Source organism: Streptomyces sp. DSM 116795, assembly GCF_055792905.1.
In genome coordinates this window covers 4676914-4700266 of the sequence record NZ_CM147707.1, presented here as the reverse complement: position 1 = coordinate 4700266, position 23353 = coordinate 4676914, and the positions used below count along the sequence as shown (strand labels likewise).

General features: G+C 71.6%; 17 protein-coding genes. 3 read left to right on the top strand and 14 right to left on the bottom strand.

Going from position 1 to position 23353, the window contains the following annotated elements; all coding sequences use genetic code 11:
- Positions 1 to 191: 191 nt before the first annotated feature.
- The 9 genes from ACSMXX_RS20290 to ACSMXX_RS20250 all read right to left on the bottom strand — a co-directional run bounded on the left by ACSMXX_RS20290 (position 192) and on the right by ACSMXX_RS20250 (position 9565).
- On the bottom strand, positions 192 to 1118 hold the full coding sequence (locus tag ACSMXX_RS20290) for a Ppx/GppA phosphatase family protein (RefSeq protein ID WP_473180125.1): 927 nt from the start codon (positions 1116 to 1118) through the stop codon (positions 192 to 194).
- 160 nt (positions 1119 to 1278) lie between these two features.
- The gene (locus ACSMXX_RS20285) at positions 1279 to 1818 is read right to left on the bottom strand and encodes a DUF501 domain-containing protein (RefSeq protein WP_473180124.1); all 540 of its coding nucleotides are present in this window, start codon (positions 1816 to 1818) and stop codon (positions 1279 to 1281) included.
- 196 nt (positions 1819 to 2014) lie between these two features.
- Positions 2015 to 2488 carry an FtsB family cell division protein gene (locus tag ACSMXX_RS20280; protein ID WP_473180123.1) on the bottom strand — a complete coding sequence of 158 codons (474 nt, stop codon included), beginning with the start codon at positions 2486 to 2488 and terminating at the stop codon, positions 2015 to 2017.
- A gap of 230 nt (positions 2489 to 2718) precedes the next feature.
- Positions 2719 to 3999 (bottom strand): phosphopyruvate hydratase, encoded by a 1281-nt coding sequence (gene eno, locus ACSMXX_RS20275; protein ID WP_473180122.1) that lies wholly within the window; start codon positions 3997 to 3999, stop codon positions 2719 to 2721.
- A 287-nt stretch (positions 4000 to 4286) separates the two neighbouring features.
- Positions 4287 to 5159: a transglycosylase family protein gene (locus ACSMXX_RS20270; protein ID WP_473180121.1), complete on the bottom strand. Its 873-nt coding sequence runs from the start codon at positions 5157 to 5159 to the stop codon at positions 4287 to 4289.
- 353 nt (positions 5160 to 5512) lie between these two features.
- Positions 5513 to 6763, bottom strand: coding sequence for a cytochrome P450 family protein (locus ACSMXX_RS20265; protein ID WP_473184874.1), 1251 nt, complete (start codon positions 6761 to 6763; stop codon positions 5513 to 5515).
- Positions 6764 to 6948: 185 nt separating this feature from the next.
- Entirely contained in the window at positions 6949 to 7338 is a 390-nt protein-coding gene (locus ACSMXX_RS20260) for a DUF6479 family protein (protein WP_473180120.1), read from the bottom strand.
- Between the two features lie 366 nt (positions 7339 to 7704).
- Complete coding sequence (locus ACSMXX_RS20255; protein WP_473180119.1) at positions 7705 to 8766, bottom strand: nucleoside triphosphate pyrophosphohydrolase; 1062 nt, start codon at positions 8764 to 8766, stop codon at positions 7705 to 7707.
- Positions 8767 to 8872: 106 nt separating this feature from the next.
- On the bottom strand, positions 8873 to 9565 hold the full coding sequence (locus tag ACSMXX_RS20250) for a SurA N-terminal domain-containing protein (RefSeq protein WP_473180118.1): 693 nt from the start codon (positions 9563 to 9565) through the stop codon (positions 8873 to 8875).
- Positions 9566 to 9839: 274 nt separating this feature from the next.
- Here ACSMXX_RS20250 and ACSMXX_RS20245 point away from each other — a divergent pair, with 274 nt between their 5' ends.
- A complete protein-coding gene (locus tag ACSMXX_RS20245; RefSeq protein WP_473180117.1) occupies positions 9840 to 11174 on the top strand; it encodes an alpha/beta hydrolase family protein in 1335 nt (444 codons plus the stop codon).
- 144 nt (positions 11175 to 11318) lie between these two features.
- On the opposite strand, the gene mfd is transcribed toward ACSMXX_RS20245, so the two are convergent.
- The 4 genes from mfd to ACSMXX_RS20225 all read right to left on the bottom strand — a co-directional run bounded on the left by mfd (position 11319) and on the right by ACSMXX_RS20225 (position 19364).
- Positions 11319 to 14918 carry a transcription-repair coupling factor gene (mfd, locus tag ACSMXX_RS20240; RefSeq protein ID WP_473180116.1) on the bottom strand — a complete coding sequence of 1200 codons (3600 nt, stop codon included), beginning with the start codon at positions 14916 to 14918 and terminating at the stop codon, positions 11319 to 11321.
- 415 nt (positions 14919 to 15333) lie between these two features.
- Positions 15334 to 15693: a hypothetical protein gene (locus ACSMXX_RS20235; protein WP_473180115.1), complete on the bottom strand. Its 360-nt coding sequence runs from the start codon at positions 15691 to 15693 to the stop codon at positions 15334 to 15336.
- A gap of 132 nt (positions 15694 to 15825) precedes the next feature.
- Positions 15826 to 18411 carry an ABC transporter permease gene (locus tag ACSMXX_RS20230; RefSeq protein WP_473180114.1) on the bottom strand — a complete coding sequence of 862 codons (2586 nt, stop codon included), beginning with the start codon at positions 18409 to 18411 and terminating at the stop codon, positions 15826 to 15828.
- Complete coding sequence (locus ACSMXX_RS20225) at positions 18408 to 19364, bottom strand: ABC transporter ATP-binding protein (protein ID WP_473180113.1); 957 nt, start codon at positions 19362 to 19364, stop codon at positions 18408 to 18410. Before ACSMXX_RS20225 ends, ACSMXX_RS20230 begins: the two co-directional genes overlap by 4 nt.
- 624 nt (positions 19365 to 19988) lie before the next feature.
- On the opposite strand from ACSMXX_RS20225, the gene ACSMXX_RS20220 reads away from it, so the two are divergent.
- Together ACSMXX_RS20220 and ACSMXX_RS20215 are read left to right on the top strand one after the other, a co-directional pair.
- Positions 19989 to 20438, top strand: coding sequence for a DUF485 domain-containing protein (locus ACSMXX_RS20220; RefSeq protein ID WP_473180112.1), 450 nt, complete (start codon positions 19989 to 19991; stop codon positions 20436 to 20438).
- Complete coding sequence (locus ACSMXX_RS20215; protein ID WP_473180111.1) at positions 20435 to 22051, top strand: sodium/solute symporter; 1617 nt, start codon at positions 20435 to 20437, stop codon at positions 22049 to 22051. Before ACSMXX_RS20220 ends, ACSMXX_RS20215 begins: the two co-directional genes overlap by 4 nt.
- A gap of 103 nt (positions 22052 to 22154) precedes the next feature.
- Here the strand turns inward: ACSMXX_RS20215 and ACSMXX_RS20210 are convergent, their stop codons facing one another.
- The gene (locus tag ACSMXX_RS20210) at positions 22155 to 23231 is read right to left on the bottom strand and encodes a cellulose-binding protein (protein WP_473180110.1); all 1077 of its coding nucleotides are present in this window, start codon (positions 23229 to 23231) and stop codon (positions 22155 to 22157) included.
- Positions 23232 to 23353: the final 122 nt, after the last annotated feature.

Sequence of the window (23353 nt, the reverse complement as noted above, 5' to 3'; positions counted from 1 at the left end):
GCTCGCCTCACGGCCTCTCACGGACCCTCTCGCGGTGTGATGTGCGTCCGACGAGGCGGTTTTCCACGTGAATTATTTCACGAGACTTCTTCCGGAGCCCTGCGCAGAGGTACGCGCACACCCTTTCAAAGGAGACCGGCAGTGCTCAAGTGAGGCTCCGGCAGGGCCTTCCGGCGGCTTCCCGGCCGGGGTCAAGTGAGGCTCCAGGCAATGCCGTCGAGGATGTCGTGCTCGCTGACGACGACCTCCTCCGCCCCCGTACGTTCCATGATCCCCAGCAGTATCGCGGCCCCGGCCGCGATCACGTCCACGCGCCCCGGATGCATGACGGGGATCGCCGCCCGCTCGTCGTGCGTCGAGGCCAGCAGCCGCTCCACGATCCCGGCGACCTGCGCGCGCGGAACGCGGGAGTGGTGGATGGCGGAGGCGTCGTAGGCCTCCAGGCCCAGCGCGATGCCGGCGACCGTGGTGACGGTGCCCGCGAGCCCGACGAGGGTACGGGCCTGCGACAGCGGCACGCTCCGCTCCACCTCGTCCAGCGCCGCCGCGACGTCCGCCCGCATCGCCTCGCGCTGGGCGGGGGTGACGGGGCCGGAGAGACCGTGGCGCTCGGTGAGCCGCACACAGCCGACGTCGACGGACCTGGCGGCACGCACGGCGTCGTCGCCGACGACGAACTCGGTTGAGCCGCCGCCGATGTCCACGACGAGATAGGGCTTCTCCAGGTCCCGGCGGCCCGTCAGCTCCTTGGTGGCTCCCGTGAAGGAGAACTGCGCCTCCTGGTCGCCGGTGATCACCTCGGGTTCGACGCCGAGGATGTCCACGACGCCCTGTACGAACTCGTCCCGGTTCTCCGCGTCCCGCGAGGCGGAGGTGGCGACGAAACGTACCCGCCGCGCACCGTGCTTCTCCACGGCCCGCGCATAGTCACGGCACGCGGCGAAGGTGCGCTGCAGAGCCTCCGGCGCGAGACGGCCCGTACGGTCGACGCCCTGGCCGAGGCGGACGATCTCCATCCGGCGCTCCAGGTCCTTCAGCTCGCCGGCGGCCGGGTCGGCGTCGGCGATCAGCAGCCGGATCGAGTTGGTACCGCAGTCCACGGCGGCGACGCGGGTCATGCGCTCTCCTCACGGTCCTTTCGCGACGGGTCGGCCCCAGCGTATTCGCGCCGGGGCGCCTCCATGTCCGTCCCGGGCTGTCCTCGGGGCTCCGTCCCCGGGCCGGACGGGACGGGCGGGGCGGACCGGGCGGCGCGGGCCGGGCTGCCCTCGCCGCGCGTCAGTCCGCTGTCGTCGGCCTGCGTCCGGCCGGCTCGACGCAGGGGCCCTTCGCCCACCACTCCGGGAGCATCGCCAGCGCCTCGTCCCCGAGCGGGTTGACTCCAGGACCTGCGACGAGCGAGTGCGCGACGAGTACGTGCAGGCACTTCACACGGTCCGGCATGCCGCCGGCGCTGGGGAATCCGACCAGCTCCTCGATGGCGTCGCGGCGGGCGAGATAGTCCTCGTGGGCCGCACGGTAGGCGGCGGCCAGCTCTGCGTCCTCCGCCAGCCGCGCCGTCATCTCGCGCATGACGCCTTCGGCCTCCAGCGTTCCGATGGCCGAGGCGGCGCGCGGGCAGGTCAGGTAGTACGTGGTGGGGAACGGGGTGCCGTCCTCCAGCCGCGGCGCCGTCTCCACGACGTCGGGCAGCCCGCACGGGCAGCGGTGGGCGATCGCGCGCAGACCGCGCGGAGGGCGGCCCAACTGCGCCTTGAACGCCGCCACATCGGCGTCCGTGGGCGGCGTGTGCTCGGTCTGCGGCGGTGGCTTTTCCATCGGGGCGGGCTCTTTCGGGATGTGGTGAGGTGCGGAACGGCGGGCAGCTGGGCGGGAGTTGAGCGGTTCGAGGTCGTCGGGGGCGGGGGCTGCCCGGTGGTCCGGCAGTCGTCGGCGTGGTCAAGGCCGATGGGCTCGGGCGGAGCCACCCGCGAAGCCGGGTCGGGGTGGCCGCGCCTCCGCTGCCGCCTCCGCCTCAGTTGCCGCCGGCTCGGTCGGCCTTGTCGACACCGTCCCAGAGGTTCTGGTACCAGGCGCGGTCGGAGCCGCGGTCGGAGGGCTTGCGTGCGTCGCCCGTACCGTCAGGCAGGGTGAAGCCCGTCTCGCCGGGACGCACGAAGTGCAGGTGTTCGCGGGCCTGTTGCTCGACGTACGCCGGGTCCTTCCAACGCGCGCGCTCCTCCCGCAGGCGCTGGACCTGCTTTCGGGCGTGCTCCGCCTGACGTTGCTGTTCGGCGATCTCCGTACGCTGCGAGACGTACTGACGCATCGGATAGGCCAGCGCCACCACCAGTGAGCAGACGACGAGCGCCAGCACCGCCGCTCTTCCCGTGAGGCGGCTGCGGCGCGGGGCGCGCACGGTGCGCCCGCGGGCGCGGTAGACGCGCTCGGCTGCCCGGGTGCCGAGCGCCCTGAGTCTGGTCGCGGTGGAGAACCGATCCGCGGGCACGTTCCTCCCCTGTCCCCTTCTCAGCTGTCCGTGTTGCTGCTGCGGGCCCGGCTCCCGTTCGCCCGCGTACGTGACTTGGCGTGCACCGTGGCGGGCGCCTGCTCCCGGCGGGCCGGGCGAGCCCCCGCCACCGTACGGGAACGGCGGCGGGGACGGGCGCAGCGACGGCACGGACGGAACCGAGGCCCGGCCCCGGGCCGCTCGGGCTCCGGCCGAGCCAGGGGCGTATGTCAGCCCTTGTAGCGGGGGAATGCGCTCCGCCCCGCGTACACGGCCGCGTCGTCGAGGATCTCCTCGATGCGCAGCAACTGGTTGTACTTGGCGACGCGCTCGGAACGGGCAGGCGCACCGGTCTTGATCTGGCCGCAGTTGGTGGCCACGGCCAGGTCGGCGATGGTGACGTCCTCGGTCTCGCCGGAGCGGTGGGACATCATGCACTTGAAACCGTTGCGCTGGGCGAGCTCCACCGCGTCCAGGGTCTCGGTGAGCGAACCGATCTGGTTGACCTTCACCAGCAGGGCGTTGGCGGCGCCGTCCTCGATGCCCCGGGAGAGCCGCTCGGGGTTGGTGACGAACAGGTCGTCGCCGACGAGCTGGACCTTGCCGCCGAGCTTCTCGGTGATGGTCTGCCAGCCGTCCCAGTCGTCCTCGTACAGCGGGTCCTCGATGGAGACGAGCGGGTAGGCCTCGACGAGTTCCGCGTAGTAGTCCGTCATCTCGGCGGCGGTGCGGTCCTTGCCCTCGAAGGAGTAGACGCCGTCCTTGTAGAACTCGGACGCGGCGACGTCGAGCGCGAGCGCGATGTCCTGCCCGATCGTGTAACCGGCCTTCTGGACGGCCTCGACGATGAGGTCCAGCGCCTCGCGGTTGGAGCCGAGGTTCGGCGCGAAGCCGCCCTCGTCGCCCAGGCCGGTGGCCAGGCCGCGCTCCTTCAGTACGGCCTTGAGCGCGTGGTACGTCTCGGTGCCCCAGCGCAGCGCCTCGGAGAAGGACTCCGCGCCGATCGGGGCGATCATGAACTCCTGGACGTCCACGTTGGAGTCAGCGTGGGAGCCGCCGTTGAGGATGTTCATCATCGGTACGGGCAGCAGGTGGGCGTTGGGGCCGCCGAGGTAGCGGAAGAGCGGAAGGTCGGAGGCCTCGGAGGCGGCGTGCGCGACGGCGAGCGAGACACCGAGGATGGCGTTGGCGCCGAGCGAGGACTTGTCCGCCGTGGCGTCCAGGTCGAACATCGCCTGGTCGATGAGGCGCTGCTCTGTGGCGTCGTAGCCGACCAGCTCCGGACCGATCTGCTCGATGACGGCGAGCACCGCCTTCTCGACGCCCTTGCCGCCGTAGCGGCCCGTGTCACCGTCGCGGAGTTCCAGTGCCTCGAAGGCTCCGGTCGAGGCGCCCGACGGGACGGCAGCACGGCCGGTGCTGCCGTCGTCGAGGCCGACCTCGACCTCGACCGTGGGGTTGCCTCGCGAGTCGAGGATCTCGCGGGCTACGACGACGTCGATGGACGGCACGAGGATCTCCTTCGTGAAGTGTCTGGCTTACTGCCCAGAGCCTAACGGGCATGGGGTGGTGCCCCCGTCGGCAAGTCGTGTCGGGCGGTGGAACAGCGGGCGACGGGGAGCGAAGGAGGCCAGTTCAGGGATGCTCCGCACAGCCTCGAATTTGTTCGGGAAGGGAAGAAAGGCGGGGCAAGGGCGGGGAGGGGAGGGGAGCCGAGGCAGCACCGGCGACCGGTGTGTGCTGCGTGTACGGCGGGGCGGGGGGCGGACGACCGGTCGTCCGCCGCCCGCCGCCGGCCTCAGAGGCGGAGTTCCTGGCCGGGCAGGATGAGGTCGGGGTCGGAGCCGATGAGCTCGCGGTTGCGCTCGTACAGCTGCTGCCAGCCGCCCGGCACCTTCTCCTCGTCCGCGATGGAGGCGAGCGAATCGCCCTGGGAGACCCGGTGTTCGCCGGCGTCGCTCCCGCTGTCCCCGCTGTTCTCGCCGCTCTCGCCCGCGTCGCCGCGACCGCCGTCTCCTTCGCGCGAGGGGCGTTCGCCGGAGTCGTCGGTGACGCCGTCGCCGGGGCCGCCGGGACCGACGGGGTCGCTCGGCTCGGTCTGTTCGGTGGGTTCAGTCGGTTCGGTCGACGGCGGCTCGGTGGGGTCGGCGGATTCGCCGGAGTCCGGTGCGCCGGCCTCGTCCTCGGGCGCGTCCGTCGACGGAGCGGTGGGATACGGGCGTTCGGCCACGGGGCCCTCCGCGACGTCTTCCGAACCGTCCGGGTCGACGTCCGGCGAGCCCGGCGAATCCTGCGAAAGACCGGCGGCCTGGGCGCAGTCGCCGAACGGTTCGGCGCCTTCGGCGTCCAGGACCCGCTCCGCCACGGTGATCTGCTGGTCGCGGCTGGCCAGATCGGGGCGTCCGGCGTACTCGGTGCCGCCGTGCTCCTCCCAGGTCTCCTGGTCCATCTGGAGCCCGCCGTAGCAACCGTTGTCCTCGTTGGCGCTCCACAGACCGCCGCTCTCGCACTCCGCGACCGCGTCCCAGGTCGTGTTGTCCGCCGCGTTCGCCGCCGTCGCGCCGAGCAGGGGGATGGCGAGGCCGGCTCCCGTCACCCCTGCAGCGACCACGAAGTTGGGGGCCTGGCGGGGGCGGCGGTGGCGCCCGTTCCCGGAAAACAGCGGCGGCATGCGGGGTGACCTCTCGTAGGGACACGGGACGTTGCGCGGTGGCGCTCGCGCGGTGCGAGGGGGTGGTGCAGGTGCGTGGTGCGGGGGTACGCGGTGCAGGGTGCGCGGTGCAGGTGCGTGGTGCCGTGCGGGAGCGTGGTGCTGCGGCGTGGTGCGCCTGACGTGCTGTGCGGTTGCGGAGAGACGCGCGAGTGACGGTTGCGCGGCTTCGCGACCGCCGCCCGAAGGTAGCCTCCCGGCGTTCATCATCACAAGGTGGTGTCGTGCACATCACGCGAAAGTCACACCCGTGATGTCCCGTCACTCCCGTCGCACAACACCGCCCCCGCGCCGCGTCGTCATCGCCGTCCCCGTCACTCCGTCCGGCGCTGCGGCGTGAACTCCACCGGCAGCGTGCGCAGTCCGCGCATGATGAGGCCCCCGCGCCAGCGCAGCTCGTCCGGCGGGACGGCGAGTCTCACGTCGGGCAGCCGGTGCAGCAGCGTGCTCAGCGCGACCCGGCCTTCCAGCCGTGCGAGCGGCGCCCCGAGGCAGTAGTGGATGCCGTGGCCGTAGCCCAGGTGCTGGTTGTCGCGCCGCCGCAGGTCCAGTACGTCCGGATCGTCGAACTTCGCCGGATCCCGGTCCGCGGCGGCGAGCACCACGAGCACCGGCTCACCCCCGGCGATGCGTACGCCGCCGATCTCCAGCGGCTCGGTCGCGAAACGCCACGTCGCGATCTCCACCGGCCCGTCGTAGCGCAGGAGTTCCTCGACCGCGGTGGCCAGCAGCCCGTCGTCGCCGGCGGCCACGGCGTCGCACAGCAGGGCCCGCTGCCGCGGATCGCCGAGCAGCGCGTACGTGCCGTTGCCGATGAGGTTGACCGTCGTCTCGAAACCGGCGAAGAGGAGGATGAAGGCCATCGCCGCGGCCTCGTTCTCGGTGAGGTGCTCGCCGTGGTCGCTTGCGCGGATCAGTCCGGAGATCAGATCCTCGTCCGGCTTCTCCCTTTTGCGGTGGATGAGTTCGGCGAGGTAGTTGCGCATCTTCTTCACGGCGCGGCCGACGCCGCCGCGCGGAGGGCCCGGCTCACCGGGCTTGTGGTGGCGCAGCATCATGCCCGCCCAGTCGCGGAAGTCGTCCTGGTCCTCCGCCGGTACGCCGAGCATGTCGCAGATCGCGTAGATGGGCAGCGGGAAGGCGAACTCGTGGATCAGATCCGCCTCGCCGCGCGCCGCGAAGCCGCCGATGAGCCGGTCCGTCAACTCCCTGACCCGCGGCTCGAACTCGGAGACGCGGGCGGGCGTGAACGCCTTCGACACCAGACGCCGCAGCCGCGTGTGGTCCGGCGGATCGATGTTGAGCAGGTGCGTCATCAGGTTCGCGCTGCGTTCGCCGGGGATGCCGACCTTGCCCTTGCCGTGCGCGGAACGTTCGTGGTGGTGCACGGGGTTCTTGCTCAGCCGCTGGTCCGCCAGGGCCTGACGTGCGTCGGCGTAGCGGGTGACCAGCCATGCCTCGACGCCGCTGGGCAGCCGGGTCCTGTGTACGGGCGCGTGCTTGCGGAGCCAGGCGTAGGCGGGGTACGGGTCGGCCGCGAACTCCCAGCCGAAGAGCGGGGGCATGGGCGCGCCGGTGTGGTCGGAGTCGTCGGTGTCGTCGGTGTCGTCTCGCACGCAACGACGCTAACCGGTGGCGCGAGGGCGTCCCGCCGGCGTTTTGGGGCGCGGTCCCCGGGACTGTCCCCGGGGCCGTACGGCGGCTCCAACTGGTCATGGGGGCAGCCGGGGCAGAGGCAGCCGGAGACCGGTCAGGTGTGCCCGGGGCCGCCGCTGCCGAACCCGCCGCTGCTGCCCTCGTCCCACTTACGGGGTGGCCGCTCGTGCTCGCCGGGGTGGCTGTCGGAGTCGTAGTCGTGGAATTCGTACGGCATGCGACGCTCGCCGTCGTGCGGCACCTCGTCGGGGACCCGGTGCCTGGTCTCGTACTCCTGGGGCGAGTTCGGGCCCTTCTCCCCGGGGCTCGAAGGGCGCTGGTCGCCCCTGGCCCGGATGCGGATGCCGTAGGCGACGGCCAGGATCAGGCCGACGACGACCACGATGCCTGCGACGAGCGGCGCGATGCCCACGAGCAGGTCGCGCTCGGCGGCCAGCACCGGGAGCGCAGCGAGCGACTCGGATGCGGCTTGTACTGCGTACATGGCACACGGGTACCCCGGCCTCGGCCGGTATGCCGGTATGAGGGGCATGAGCCGTGGCGTTTGCTGGGGAGCGGTGCTCCCAGGGGAGAGCGGCGCTCACCTAGAAGAGCCCAGACACCGGGCGGGAGCGGTGCTCACCTAGGGGAGCGCCAACCCCAGGCAGGAGCGGTGCTCCTAGGCGAGAGCAGCGCTCACGAACGAGACAACGCCCCCAGCAGGATCAGCGCCCCGATATGAGAGCGGTGCTCTCGAAACCTCGCCGACCTCTCTCCGGCCCCCTCGCTCCTCCCTCCTTACACCGCCCGACCGACGTAAGGGTTCGGACGGCCGCGACCCGAGCGCCGACCCGGTTCGAGAGCGCTGCTCTCACTCTGGGTCGGCGCTCACGCCCTCGACGACTCGAATCGCGTCCCGGTATCGGCGGGCCGCTGCCCGCAGGGCCGTCTCCGGATCGATGCCTTCCGCTTCTGCGCGCACGGCCAGCGCGAGGAGCTCGCCGCCGACGCCGCCGGCGCCGTCGTCCGCCGCGCCCGTCCCGCCCGTCCCGCCCGGCCCGGCCGGTCCGCCCGGCCCGGCCGGGCCGGGCGGCCCGGCCGCCCCGGCCGCCACGTCCAGCTCCGCCAGCCGCACCCGCTGCGCCAGCTTCGCGGCCAGCGCCAGCGCGGGCTGCCCCAACGGGATCCCCTCCGTCACCGAGTCCCGCCGCTTCTCGACGGCCTTCGTACGGAGCCAGTGCTCCCGCACCTCCTCCGCCGTCGCCGCCTGCTCCTCCCCGAACACATGCGGGTGCCGGTGGATCAGCTTCTCCACGATGCCGCCGGCCACGTCGTCGATCGTGAAGGGCTCCTCCGGGTCCTCCTGTGCGATGCGGGCGTGGAAGACCACCTGCAGCAGCACGTCCCCCAACTCCTCGCACAGCGCGCCCCGGTCGTCCTCCTCGATCGCCTCGACGAGTTCGTACATCTCCTCGATGCCGTACTTGACCAGCCCTTCGTGCGTCCGGGCCCCGCTCCACGGGCAGTCCCGGCGGATGCTGTCCATGACCTGCACCAGGTCGAGGACCCGCGCGCCGGGCAGATCGTACGAGCCGGGCAGCAGCTCCAGCTCCGGCATCGACGTACGCCCCGAACCGGCCAGCGCGGCCAGTCCGTCGGTCAGCCGCGGCTCACCCTCGGCGGCGGCGATGACGACGGTCGTACGGCCTTCCGAGCACGCCTCGACCAGTTCACGGGCCGTCGGCAGCGGCCCGGTGCCGACGTCGACGCCCGCCTCCCGCACGTACGGCAGCAACGGGTGTTCCGGATCGCCGCACACGACGCGGTCGGCGGCGCGCAGCGCCTCCCAGGCGGGCCAGGACAGCAGCCCGGGCGCCACACGGTGGCTGGTGGTGAGGAGGACGATGCGACCGGTACGGGGAGATGCGTTCACCCGTCGAACGTAACGCAGCGGCGGTACGGCCCCGCTCGTGGCCGGAGCCGGGACGGGCGGCCCCGTCAGCGCCGCTCGTCGCCGGAGCCGGGCCGGGCGGCCCGCGTTACATCTGCGGCTGCGGCTGTTGCTGCTGCCGGTCCTGCTGCTTGCCGGTCAGGTCCCGCAGCCAGGGATCGGTGTCGTTGCCGAGAGTGGCCGCCTTCGCGTCCCACTTCCCGTAGCGCGGGTTGACGTCGATGTGCAGGTCCTCGGAGGTGGTGGAGAACTTCTTCCGCAGCGCCGCGTTGCCCTGCGGCGTCCGCGGGTCGATGTCGCCGGCCTTCGCGATCTTGTCCACGGCGACCTGCATGCGCAGCCAGTCGTCGATCTGCGAGGGAGCGACGGCCTGCTGCTGCAGCAGCGCGTCCTTCAGCTGCTTCTCCCCGCCCGCCTGTTTCCTCAACTCCGCGTGGTACTTGCCCACTTCGCGGCGCGTGACGGACACGCCCTCGTCCTTCGCGGCCTTCTCGACGATGCGTTCGCGGATCAGGCTGTCCAGGGCCGCCCGCGTCAACTGCCCGCTGCCCTTGATCATCTCCTCGCTGCGGGGAGCGGCGCGCTGCGCGTCCCGTACCGCCTCCACCTTCGACTGCAGCTGTCCCATGCTGATGCGTTGGCCGCCCGTCACCGCAGCGGCGCCCGGGTGCGCGTCGTCGCCGCAGGCGGTGAGCAGCGGCGCGGCGACGAGCAGCGCGGCCGCACCACTGACGGTGATCGCGGACCTGCGGCGGCGGCTTGCTTTGGTGCTGCTGTGCATCAGCTCTCCCGGACGGCGGCTAGGGGCGTGCGGCGGTTGTGCACGACCTCGGCGTTGATCGATGTTAAGCAGCCGAAGTGGTGGAGACCACCGCTTCAGCTCTCTTCCCGGCAACGATTCGGGGTTAACCGGACGGTTCCGGGAGGCTGTCACACCGTCCGCCGGGGCGGACAGGCGCTCCCGTACGGGGTGCGTCCGGTCCTGCCACCCCTACTCGCCTTCCAGGGGTCTGCCGGATGGCGGCCCCGAATCCCGCACCATAGCGTCCCGTTCCATGACAGCGCCCAGTACCACCGCAGCGGCCCGCACCGCGGCGGCACGCCGGACCGGGGGCCACGGGACCTCCCGTACGCGTCGGTCCGCAGCCGTGGCATTCGTCTCCGCGCTCGCCCTCGCCCTCGCCCTGCCGTCGCCATTGCTCACTGCGGGGGACGCCGCAGCGGCCGGGCACGCGCCTGCTGACGTACCACGCGTGACCGGCGCCGGACAGGGCGGCCCGGCGGGTCGGGCGGGTCCGGCTGACGCCCGCCTGACGCTGCCCCGTCCCACAGGCCCGTACGCCGTCGGACGCGACACCCTCCATCTCGTGGACCGCTCCCGTACGGACCCCTGGCAACCGCAGGCCGAGCCACGGGAGTTGATGGTGTCGATGTACTATCCGGCGCGCCACGGCACCGGCGACGGCACCGCCCCGTACATGACGGGGCGCGAGGCGAAGGCCCTGCTGAAGGGCCAGAAGCTGGACGGGAAGATCCCGGTGGAGACGGTGACATCGGTGCGTGCGAACGCCCGCAGCGATGCGCGTCCCGCCCGCGGACGGCACCCCCTGATCGTCCTCTCCCCCGGCTTCACGCTGCAGCGCGGCACGTTGAGCGTCCTCGCCGAGGAACTCGCGGGCCGCGGCCATGTCGTGGCGGTGGTCGACCACGCATACGAGTCCTACGGCACATCCTTCCCCGGCGGAAGGTTCACCGCTTGCGCCGCCTGCGACGTGCTCGAGGAGGCGCCCGACGACGAGGAGTCGAGGGCGGTGCTGGCGAAGGTCGCCGAAGGACGCTCCGCCGACGTCTCCTTCGTGCTCGACCGGTTGACGGGACGGCACGGCCACCGCCCCACCTGGCCGCACGCCCGCATGATCGACCGCGGCCGCATCGGTGCGGCCGGGCACTCCATCGGCGGCGACGCCGCCGCACGGCTCATGGCCGACGACCGACGGGTACGGGCCGGGGTGAACCTGGACGGCACCTTCTTCGCACCCGTCCCCGAATCCGGGCTCGGCGGCCGTCCGTTCATGCTCATGGGCACGGCGGCCGGCCACAGCCCCGGAGGAGCGGACGCCACCTGGGACCGGGACTTCGCACGACTGGACGGCTGGAAGCGGTGGCTGACGGTCACCGGCTCCGGGCATTTCACCTTCATCGATCTGCCCGTGCTGGCGGGGCAGTTGGGCATGACCGATCCCGAAGCGCCCTTGCCGGGCGACCGTTCCGGTGAGATCACCCGCGCCTACGTGGGCGCCTTCTTCGACGAGCATCTGCGCGGCATCCCGCAGCCGCTGCTGTACGGGCCGTCACCGGCCAATCCCGAAGTCGCCTTCCAGCACCCCTGAGCGGGCACGAGACCCGTCATCGTCACGGACCCGGGACCGACCCGGACACCGTCACGGACCCGGGACCGACCCGGGGCACCGTCACGGGCCCGGGACCGACCCGGACACGGGCCGAGTACGGGACCGACCCGGCACGGGCCCCGCTCACGACCCCGGAACCGTGGTGAGGAACTCGCCCACCCACGCGAGCAGTTCGCGCCCCACGACCGGCTTGCCGCCGATGCCGCCCGCCTTGGGACGCGGCACCAGCACCTGCCGGGCCGCCCGCTTGACGACCGACCGCGGGTAGACGCGTCCGAGCCGAAGCTCCTGCGACTCCCGCAGCTCGACAGGGCTGAAGCGCACGTTGCTGCCCTGCAGGGTGATGTCCGTGACGCCGCACGAGCGGGCGAGCATCCGCAGGCCCGCGACGAGCAGCAGGTTCTCCACAGGCTCCGGCAACGGCCCGTAGCGGTCGGCCAGTTCCTCCCGTACGGCGGTGATGTCCTCCTCGGAGTTCGCTGAGGCGATGGCACGGTAGGCCTGCAGACGCAGCCGCTCACCCGGCGCGTAGTCGTGCGGCACGTGCGCGTCGACGGGCAGCTCGATCTTGACCTCGAGCGGGGCCTCCTCGACCTCGCCGCCCTGCTCCAGCGCGTTCCGGTAGTCGGCGACGGCTTCGCCGACCATGCGTACGTACAGGTCGAAACCCACGCCCGCGATGTGGCCGGACTGTTCGCCGCCGAGCAGATTGCCGGCGCCGCGGATCTCAAGGTCCTTCATCGCGACGTACATGCCGGCGCCCATCTCGGTGTGCTGGGCGATGGTGGCGAGCCGTTCGTGCGCCGTCTCGGTCAGCGGCTTCTCCGGCGGGTAGAGGAAGTAGGCGTAGCCGCGCTCGCGGCCGCGGCCGACCCGGCCGCGCAGCTGATGCAGCTGCGAGAGGCCGAAGTTGTCGCCGCGTTCGACGATGAGGGTGTTGGCGTTGGAGATGTCGATGCCGTTCTCGACGATCGTCGTGGCGACCAGCACATCGGACTTCTTCTCCCAGAAGTCCACCACGACCTGCTCCAGCGCCTGCTCCGACATCTGCCCGTGCGCCGTGGCGATACGGGCCTCCGGCACGGTCTGCCGCAGCCGCGCCGCCGCACGCTCGATGGACTCCACACGGTTGTGGATGTAGAAGACCTGCCCCTCGCGCAGCAGTTCACGGCGGATGGCCGCGCCGATCTGCCGCTCCTCGTACGGGCCGACGAACGTCAGCACCGGATGCCGCTCCTCGGGCGGCGTGGTGATCGTCGACATCTCGCGGATGCCGGTGACCGCCATCTCCAGCGTCCTGGGGATGGGGGTGGCGGACATGCTCAGCACGTCGACGTTCGCCCGCAGCTTCTTCAGCTGCTCCTTGTGCTCGACTCCGAAACGCTGCTCCTCGTCGACGATGAGCAGGCCCAGGTCCTTGAACTTGGTGTCGGAGGAGAAGAGCCGGTGCGTGCCGATGACGATGTCGACCGTGCCTTCCCGCAGGCCGTCGACGACCGCCCGCGCCTCCGACTCGGTCTGGAAGCGCGACAGCGCCCGTACGTTGACGGGGAACTGCCCGTAGCGCTCGGTGAAGGTCGAGAAGTGCTGCTGGACCAGGAGCGTCGTGGGAACGAGGACGGCGGCCTGCTTGCCGTCCTGCACGGCCTTGAACGCCGCCCGCACCGCGATCTCCGTCTTGCCGTAGCCGACGTCGCCGCAGATGAGCCGGTCCATCGGGACGGACTTCTCCATGTCCTCCTTGACCTCGCCGATGGTGGTCAGCTGGTCCGGCGTCTCGGCGTACGGGAAGGCGTCCTCCAACTCGCGCTGCCAGGGCGAGTCCTGGCCGAAGGCGTGGCCGGGGGCGGCCATGCGCGCCGAATACAGCTTGATGAGGTCGGCGGCGATCTCCTTGACGGCCTTCTTCGCCCGCGCCTTCGTCTTCGTCCAGTCGGCGCCGCCGAGGCGGTGCAGCGAGGGCTGCTCGCCGCCGACGTACTTGGTGACCTGTTCCAGCTGGTCCGTGGGCACGAAGAGGCGGTCCCCGGGCTGGCCGCGCTTGGCCGGAGCGTACTCGACCAGGAGGTATTCGCGGGTGGCGCCCTGCACGGTGCGCTGCACCATCTCGACGTAGCGGCCGACGCCGTGCTGCTCGTGGACAATGAAGTCACCGGGGACGAGCGTGAGCGGGTCGATCTGCTTGCGCCGCCGCGCAGGCATGCGGGCGGCCTCGCGGCCCGCGGCCCGCTGGCCCGACAGATCGGTCTCGGTGAGCACCGCGAGCTTCAGCCCGGGATCGACGAAGCCGTTGTCGAGGCAGCCGCGCGCCACGTGCACCACGGACGGGGCGATCTCGCCCAGGTCGCTCTCCTGGCGGGCGGCGATGCCCTCGCCGCTGAGGACTTCGACCGTACGTACGGCGGGGCCGTGCGCCTCGGTGACATAGACGCACTGCCAGCCCGCCGACAGCCACTCCTTGGTGTCGGCGAGGGCGCGGGCGGTGTCGCCGCGGTAGCTCTCGGGGGCGCGCATGCCCAGGCGCAGCACGTCGGCGCCCTCGGCGAGGGACTCCTCGTACGCGGCGTCGTACGCCTCGTCGCCGTCCGGGCCCGCGGGGGCGGCGCCGGAGCTGAACGGGCTGACCGACCACCACATCATGCCCAGCTCACGGGCGCGCTCGCGCAGGTCGGCGATGCCCCACAGGGACGCCGCGCCCAGGTCGACGGGCGCCTTGCCGCTGTCCGACATCGCGGTGGCGCTCCACGAGGCCTGGAGGAACTCCTGCGAGGTGGCCACCAGATCCGCCGCCCGTGTGCGGACCCGCTCCGGGTCGCACACCAGCGTCATCGTCCCCTTCGGTACGACGTCGAGCAGCAGCTCCATGTCGTCGACGAGGACGGGCGCGAGGGACTCCATGCCCTCGACCGCGATGCCCTCGGCGATCTTCCCGAGCAGCTCGCCGAGCTCCGGGTGCTCCTCGGCGAGGGCTGCGGCCCGCCGCCGCACGTCGTCCGTCAGCAGCAGCTCCCGGCACGGCGGCGCCCACAGGCCGTGTTCGGCCGCCTCCAGGGAGCGCTGGTCGGCGACGCGGAAATAGCGGATCTCCTCGATCTCGTCGCCCCAGAACTCCACGCGGAGCGGGTGCTCCTCGGTGGGCGGGAAGACGTCGAGGATGCCGCCGCGTACGGCGAACTCTCCGCGCTTCTCGATGAGTTCGACGCGCGAGTACGCGGCCGCGGCCAGCGCGTCCACGACTTCTTCCATGTCCGTGCTCTGCCCCTGCCGCAGGGCCACGGGCTCCAGCTCTCCCAGGCCCTTGACCTGCGGCTGGAGCACTGACCGTACGGGCGCGACGACGACGCTGACCGGGCCCGTGCCGGCGTCGCCGTCCGCGTCGGGGTGCGTGAGCCGGCGCAGCACGGCGAGGCGGCGGCCCACGGTGTCGGAGCGGGGCGAGAGCCGCTCGTGGGGCAGCGTCTCCCACGACGGGTACTCCACGACCCCCTCGGGGGGCAGCAGCGAGCGCAGTGCCTGAGTCAGGTCCTCCGCCTCCCGGCCCGTCGCGGTCACGGCGAGCACCGGACGGCCCGAGGAGCGCGCGAGCGCCGCCACCGCGAAAGGCCGGGCGGCGGAGGGGCCGACGAGGTCGACGTGGTGCCGGTTGCCGTCGGAGGCGGCCTCGACGGCCTCCTGCAGCGCGGGGTCACGCGCGACGGCGTCGAGCAGTCCGGTGAGACTCATCAGGGGTGGCTTCCCGTCCGGGGGTGGGCAACGCGAACGCCCCGCAACGGCGCTACGCGGACGTTCCGGGGGATTCCAAGCCTACGGCGACCCGCGGACAGGCGTGGCCGCGATCTCCCGCCGGGGGCGGTTCCGGCCTTCCGGCCCGGCCCCCGCCCGGCCCCGCCCGGCCCCCGGCGCGTGTGAGCCGTGACAGCGACAGGCACCGGCGGCCCGGGACCTTGTGGGTCGCTCCGGGCCGCCGGTGCCTGCGGACTGCGTCATGCGGTCGGTACGAGTGCCGGTGCGGGTGCCCGGCGCTCACATTCGGTCATCTGTCATCTGTCACCTGTCAGCTGTCTGATGTCAGCCGTCGGATGACCGCTGTCAGCTGTCAGCTGTCAGCTGTCCGCTGTCGGACGACCTCCGACCGCTGTCAGCGGGGGTAGGCGCAGATCGCGTAGACGCTGATCTCGACCGTGGGGCTGTCGTCCTGCTGGCCGACCCCGACCCAGCCCCTGTGGTTGTGGGTGGGGAAGCTGCCGGCGAGCTCCGCCCCTTCGGGCTCGGCGTGGGCACCGCCGCCGAGCACCTCCTTGCCCTTCGGGCACCAGACCGTGCGGCGCTCGAAGTTGGGCACTTCCTCGCTGGGCAGATGTACTACCTCGTACCCGTGGATCTTGCCGTGTCCCTTGGGCTTGGCCACGGGCGCCGAGTCGGCCTGCGCCGTCCACCCGCCGCCGGCCACCACGGCCAGTGCCAGGGCGGCCGCGCTGAGAGCCAAGTTCTTTCTCATCTGTGCCTCTCCTTGCTGATTCCGGCCCGGCGGTCACCGAGCCGGAATCAGTATCAAGTGGACATACAGAAAGAAAGCCTTAGACACGAGCAAACCAGGACAAGGCCCAGGCGCCGGTCGACGGCCGGCCCGTCACTCCGTAGCGATCGCGTTGAGCACATTCATCCGGCCCGCACGGAACGCCGGCACCAGCGCCGCCACCAGACCCACCAGGGCCGAGCCGGCGAAGACCGCGCCGATCGTCGGCCACGGGATCTCCAGCACGTTCAGCCCTTCCAGCGCCAGCAGCTTCTGCGCCGCAGCGCCCCAGCACATCCCCAGACCCAGCCCGAGCATGGCGCCGAAGAGCGCGATGACGACCGACTCCAGCCGGATCATGCGCCGCAGTTGACGCCGCGCCAGACCGATGGCCCGCATCAGACCGATCTCGCGGGTGCGTTCGACGACGGAGAGCGCGAGGGTGTTCACCACTCCCAGGACCGCGACGATGATCGCCAGCGCCAGCAGTCCGTAGACCATGTTGAGCATCTGCCCGACCTGGTCCTGCAGGGTCTCCTTGAAGTCGGCCTGGTCACGCACCTGGTACTGCGGGTACGGCTTTAGCTCCTTCTTGAGCGCCGTGTACGCCGCGTCCTCCTGGCCGTCCTTCGCCGACCCGAACATCATCACGCTGGACGGCATCCGGTCCTCTGGGAGGTGACGGCGCGCGGTGGCGATGCCGGTGTACATCGCCCCCTTGTCGACGCTGGTCTCCTCCTTGGTGACCGCCGCCACCGTGAGCTTCGCCGTGCGGCCGCCCGCGAAAGCGACCTCCAGCGTGTCGCCGGTCTTGATGCCGTGCTCCTTGGCGTAGGCCGAGCCGACGGACATCGCGTCACGGTCGTAAGCCGCCGTCAGATCACCGGACTTCACCTCGCGTCGCAGGTCCTTCATGTACGAGGGGTCGGTCGCGGAGAGCTGCTCGCTGCCCGACTTCCCGTCCGGCGTGGTGATCCTCGCGGGGACCATCTTGTAGGAGGTGACGGTCTCCAGCGACTCCGAGCCCTTGAGCTTCCGCTCCACGGCGGGAGTGATCGGCTGGCCGTTGCCGGACTGGATGATGAAGTCCGCGCCGACCGAACGGTCCAGCTCCTGCGTCGCCGAAGCGACCATCGACGACCCGACGACCGACAGCGACGCGACGAGCGCCAGCCCGATCATCAGCGCCGCGGCCGTGGCGCCCGTACGGCGGGGATTGCGCAGCGCGTTCCGCTCCGCGAGACGCCCCACCCGGCCGCCGAACGGCCTCAGCGTCACCACCGACAGCACCCTCACCAGCCCGCCGGCGAGCACCGGCCCGACGACGATGAGGCCGAGCAGGGTGAGGACGACGCCCGCTCCCAGATACAGCGACCCCTGGCCCGCCTTCTCCGCCTGTGTGGCGGCGTAGAGGGCTGCTCCGCCGCCGCCCGTGAGGAGGACGCCGAGGACGGCGCGTACCGTCCCGGCCTTGACGTCCGCGGGCGTGCCCGCGTCCCGCAGCGCCGCCATCGGGGAGACCCGCCCGGCACGCCGCGCCGGCAGATACGCCGCGAACAGCGTGACGAGGATGCCCAGCACGAGCCCGGTGACGGGCGTCGTCCACGCCACCGTCAGTTCGGACGTGCTCAGGTTCATGCCCAGCAGGCCCATGAGCTCCATCAGCCCGACCGCCAGCCCGACGCCGGCGCCGACGCCCAGCAGGGACCCCACGACGCCCAGCAGCAACGCCTCGATCAGCACGGACCTGTTGACCTGTCTGCGGCTCGACCCGATGGCCCGCATCAGACCGATCTCGCGGGTGCGCTGAGCGACCAGCATCGAGAAGGTGTTGACGATGAGGAAGACGCCCACCAGCAGGGCGATGCCCGCGAAGCCGAGCAGCGCGTACTTCATCACGTCGAGGAAGGCGCCCATCTCCTCCCGGCTGGAGTCCGCGGCCTCCTTCTTCGTCTGGTACGTGTACTCGCCCGCGCCCAGCGACGCCGTCACGTTCTTCTTCAACAGCCCGTGTGTGACGCCCTCTTCGGCGGTGACCGCGATGCCCGTGTACGAGCCGGTGCGGCCGAGCAGCACCCGCTGGGCGGTGGCGGTGTCGAAGTAGACGATCGCCGCTCCGGGGTTGGTGACCTGGAACGTCGCGATTCCGGAGACGCGCGCGGAGAAGTCGCCGGTGGTGGCGATCGTCCGCAGCTCGTCGCCGAGCTTCAGGTTGCGCTTCTCCGCGGTGTCGGCGTCGACCATCACCTCGGACGCGCCGCGGGGCGCGTGTCCCGATGTGATCTTCATCGTGTTGCGGTCGCCCGCGGTCCAGTTGGCGGCGATGGTGGGGGCTCCGGTGGTGGAGCCGATGTTCTTGTCGTCGCCGTCGACGACGGTGACCTGCTCGCTGGAGACCATGCCTTCCGCCGACTCGGCTCCGCCGGCCTCGCGGGCCTCGGAGAGAGCGGAGGCCGGCACCGTGCGGGGCTTGCCGGAGCTCTGGCCGCCGCCCGAGCCGGCGTCGTCCGTCTTCTTCGGGCTGACGGTCACGTCGGCCGACGTGGAGGCGAAGAGCCGGTCGAAGGTGGTGTTCATCGTGTCGGTGAAGACGAGCGTGCCGCACACGAACGCCACCGACAGCACGACGGCGACGGCGCTGAGCGCCATCCTCCCTTTGTGCGCGAAGAAGTTGCGCAGCGAAGCCTTGAACACGGTCACGGCCGGCCCCCGTTGGCGCCGAAGGCGTCGAATCCGTCGTCGAGGCTGCCGAATGCGGCCAGTCCGTCCGGGGTGCGGCCGGCACCGCCCGAAACGCCGTCCAGGTCCAGCGCATCCTGCGCGCCCTGCGCGGCCGGTGCCGGGCCCGCTCCGGCGGGCGTCACCGCGCCCGGGTCCGTGCCCTCCGCGAGGCGCAGCATCTTGTCCAGTACGGCCTCGGCGGTCGGCCGGTACATCTCGTCGACGATGCGTCCGTCCGCGAGATAGAGCACGCGGTCCGCGTACGCGGCTGCCACCGGGTCGTGCGTGACCATCACCATGGTCTGCCGCAGCTCGTCGACGGAGCGGCGCAGGAAGCCCAGCATCTCGGCGCCCGCACGGGAGTCGAGGTTGCCCGTCGGCTCGTCACCGAAGATGATCTCGGGGCGGGCCGCGAGTGCCCGCGCGACGGCCACCCGCTGCTGCTGGCCGCCGGAGAGCTGGGTCGGCCGGTGCCCCAGACGGTCGTGGAGGCCGACGGTCGAGATGACCGTCTCCAGCCACTCCTTGTCGGGTTTGCGGCCGGCGATGTCCATGGGGAGCGTGATGTTCTCCAGGGCGTTGAGAGTCGGCAGCAGGTTGTACGCCTGGAAGATGAAGCCGATCCGGTCGCGCCGCAGCCGCGTCAGCTTCTTGTCCTTCAGGCGCGTGATCTCCTGCTCGCCGACGAAGATCCGTCCCTCGCTTACCGAATCCAGACCGGCCAGACAGTGCATCAGCGTCGACTTGCCCGACCCCGAAGGGCCCATGATCGCGGTGAACTCGCCGCGTGCGATGTCCACATCGACATGGTCGAGCGCGACGACCCGCGTCTCGCCCGATCCGTACGCCTTGACCAGCTGACGGGCGGAGGCCGCAACGGCCGAACGCGCCCCGCTGCCCCCGCTCCTGGGGTCCGCTACAGCCGTCGTCATGGTGTGTTCCTCTCCCCGTCCGGTGTTCTCCGGCGTTTCCGCTGTTCCGCTGTTTCGCTGTTTCCGCTGTTTCCGGCGTCTCCGCGCCGTGCGCCTGCGCGGTACGGCCCTGTGCCGCAGCGCCGCAGGCAGTGAGTTGTGAGTCCGTGGCCCGTGAGCTGTGAATCCGTGAGCCGTGAACCCGCGAGCCGTGGTGAGCTTCGTCTGGAGTCTCCCGCCGCGCGGGTGCGCGCCGCGATGGTGCCCGTACCTCTTCGGATGCGGGGGCTGGCCCCACCCCGGCCCTGCCGCCCGGGAGCCCGTCCGCAGATCCGGGCCGGCTCCGTGACAGGAGCCTAGGCGGCGGCAGCGGCGCCCTCGTCCCTCTCCAGGACGATTCCGCGCGGCCGCCGACCGACGGAACACCCCTAGGGGACGGGCCGCAGCCACCCGGAGCCCACCCGGAGCCCGGCCGACGCCCACCCGGAACCCGGCCGGAACCCGGAACCAACACGGCTGCCATGACCTTCAGTGACGATGTTGGAAATGTGACAGGTTTCCCCGCGTCCCTTCCAACGACCCGACACCCGCCAGTAACGTGCGCTCAACCTCGGGCGTTCGGCCCCGTACGGAGGGGAGGCGCGCATGGCGTTCAACAACGGCGAACAACATGGGTACTTCGACGACTACGGAACGTACCGGCCCGGACCCGCCTATCCACCCCGCCCGTTCCACCCGCCACGCCCCTCCCACAGCCCGCCGCCGACGCACGCGCCCAGCGTTCCCGCCCACGCCGACACCGAGCTCCGCCGGCTGCGCACGGCCTACCGCTGGCTGCGCCGCAGCATGACCCTGATCGTGCTCGGCTACTTCACCGTGTTCCTCGGCATGGCGGCCTATCTGCCCGACCTCATGTCGCAGTCCGTGTTCGGCTCCGTCAACCTCGGTGTCTTCCTCGGACTGCTGCTGATCCCCATCACCCTGCTGACGATCGTCACGTACGAGCTCTCCGCCCGCGCCACCGTCGACCCCATCTCCCACCGGGTGCGCATAGCCGACGAGGAAGCGCGTGAGAGCGAGGAGGAACGCCGGTGAACCCGAGCTCTGTGGACGCCGGTTCGCAGTCCCTGTCCTTCGCCATCTTCGCCGCCCTGGTCAGCATCACGCTGCTGCTGTGCATCATGACCAGCGCCGAACGCGACGACCTCGACGAGTTCTACACCGGCTTCCGCACCCTCGCCCCGCTGCGCAACGGCTTCGCCATCGCCGGCGACTACATCTCCGCCGCCACCGTCCTGTCCACCATCGGCATCATCGCCCTCACCGGCTTCGACGGACTCGTCCTCGCCCTCGGCACCGCGCTCTCCCTGCTTCTGCTGATGGTTCTGCTGGCCGAACCGCTGCGCAACGCGGGCCGGTTCACCATGGGCGACGCCCTCACCCACCGCGCCCCCAGCCGCCTGGTCCGGCTCGCGGCGACCGCGGTCACGCTCGCCGCGCTGCTGCCCCTGATGGTCTTCCAACTCTCGGGCGCCGGCCATCTCGTCACCCTCGTGCTGGGCTTCGAGGGCTCCTCCGTCCGTACGGCCACGATCGTCGCCCTCGGCGGCCTCATGATCGGCTACGCCGCGATCGGCGGGATGAAGGGCACGGCACTCATCCACATCATCAAGCTCGTGGTGCTCTTCGGCGCCTCGCTGATGCTCGCCCTGCTCGTCATGGACAAGGTCGGCTGGAACCCCTCGCGACTCGTCACACTCGCCGACATCGGCAGCGGACGGGGCGCCGCCTATGCCCGCTCCGGGCTGCTGATCGAGCCGACGTCCATCGGCAAGGTCGACCTGATCGCCAGCTCGCTCACCGTCGTCTTCGGCGCCGCATGCCTGCCGCACGTCACGATGCGCATGTTCACCGCGAGGAACGCGCCCGACATCCGCCGCGCGATGTCCTACGCCGTCATGATCATGGCGGTCTTCGTGCTCCTCATCGCCGTCATCGGCGCCGGAGCGACCGCACTCCTCGGCCGGGAGGCCCTCGCGGCGGCCGACCCCGAGGGCAGCACCGCGATCCTCCAGCTGGCCCGGGCGATCCTCGCCGACTCCGCCGCCCTGTCGACGTTCGTCTTCACCACCGTCTCCACGGCCGTCTTCCTCACGCTGCTCTCGTCCGTCGCCGGCATGATCCTCGCCTGCGGCAACTCGCTCGCCCACGACCTGTACGCACACGTGATGACCCGCAGCGGCGAACCCTCCCCGCGGCGCGAACTGCTCATCGCACGCCTCGCCGCCTTCGCCGTCGGAGCACCCGCGATCGCGCTGGCCGTACTCGTCCAGGACAAGGCGCTACGCGCGCTGATAATCCTGTCCTTCAGCATCGCCGCGTCCGCCATCGCGCCGGCGCTCGTCTACAGCCTCTTCTGGCGTCGCTTCACGCGGGTCGGGCTGCTCGGCACGCTCATCGGCGGCACGGCCGCGGCGATCGTGGTGACGGCCTACTCCACGACGATCTCCGGCACGCCCCAATCGCTCTTCCCCGACAAGGACTTCGACATCTTCCCGCTCACCACCAGCGGCATGATCAGCATCCCCGTCGGCTTCCTGCTCGGCTGGGCGGGCACCTTCCTCAGCGGCCGCCGCAAGCAGGATCAGGGGCGTACGGAGTACAGGGCGGCGGAACCGCGGCTGCTGGCCGGAGCCAGGCGCCGCTGAGGCACCGGGCACTCGCACCCGGCCCTCGGCAGCAGGTCCTCCGCGGCAGGTCCTCCGCAGCAGGCGCGGGGGCCTGGACTTCGGGCGGAACGGTACGGAGGGCTCAGCGGCCGCGGCCCCTGACCTGCCCGGGGACGGTGACGACTTCGGCCGCTCCGCAGGTCTCCCCGTCCGTGCCTGTCGCCCTCTCGGCGCTCCCGGTGCTTCCGGCGCCCTCGGCGGCGCTCTCGGCGCCCTCCGCAGCGTCCGCCCCGGACCTGGAGGCCTGCGCCTGCCGCCGGGGGCGCTCCGGCTGCTCGTCGCCGTGCCCCGCCGTACGCCCCGTCAGCGCCGCGAGAGTGCTGCGCACCCGCGCCATGTGCCGCCTCATCTCCGCCGCGTGCTCGGCGTGTTCGCCCAGCACCCGCTCGGTCTCCCGCTCCACGGCCTCCGCACGCACCCGTGCCCCCGCGAGCAGCTTCCCGCCCCGCGCCTGCGCCTCCTCCTGCCAGCGCCGCGCGTCCTCCTCGGCCCCGGCACGCTCCTGCCGGGCCGCCTCCAGCAACTCCTCGCCGCGGTAGGCCAGTTCACCGGCGTACGCCTCGACGGCCCGCCTGCGCTCGGCGAGTTCACGCCCGGCTTCCTCCGATGTGGCAGCCTGCGTCCGCTCCTGCTCGGCCAGCGCCTCCGCGCAGTGCGCCTCCGTCTCCCGGAGCGCCTCCTCCGCATCGGTACGCGTCTGCCGCGCGACCTCCCGCGCGGCGGCCTGCACGGCCTCGGCCTCGCTGCGTGCCGCCTCGACCCTGCGGGCAGCGGCCGCGGCCGCTTCGGTCCGCAGCAGCTCCGCTTCCTCCTCCGCGGCCAACCGGACGGCCTCGGCGTGCGCTTCGGCGTCCGCCCTGGTCCGTGCGACGTCGGTGCCGGTCGCCTCCCGTACGTCCGCGGCCTCCGCCTCGGCCAGCGTCAGCAGCCGCCGGGCACGTTCGCCCAGGCACTCGTACGTCTGCGGCGGCAGCGACTCCGCGAGACCCCTCAACCGCTCGGCCTCCGCGGTGAGTTCCGTCTCGAGCGCGGCCAGTTCGGCCATGCGCCCGCGGTCCTCCTCCTGCTGCCCGATCAGCACGGCCATCGCCCGGTCGACCTGCTCGGGCCGGTAGCCGCGGCCCCGTACAACAGTGAACGCATGCGGCGACGCACCCATATCGAGCCCCTTACCTCAGCAACACACTCAACGGCGAAGGCACATCCTTCTCGATGAGAGCGAAGCGGTCATAGCGCGACACTTCATACGAGTGCAGCACGAAGGCGGCGGCCCGCCTCCCT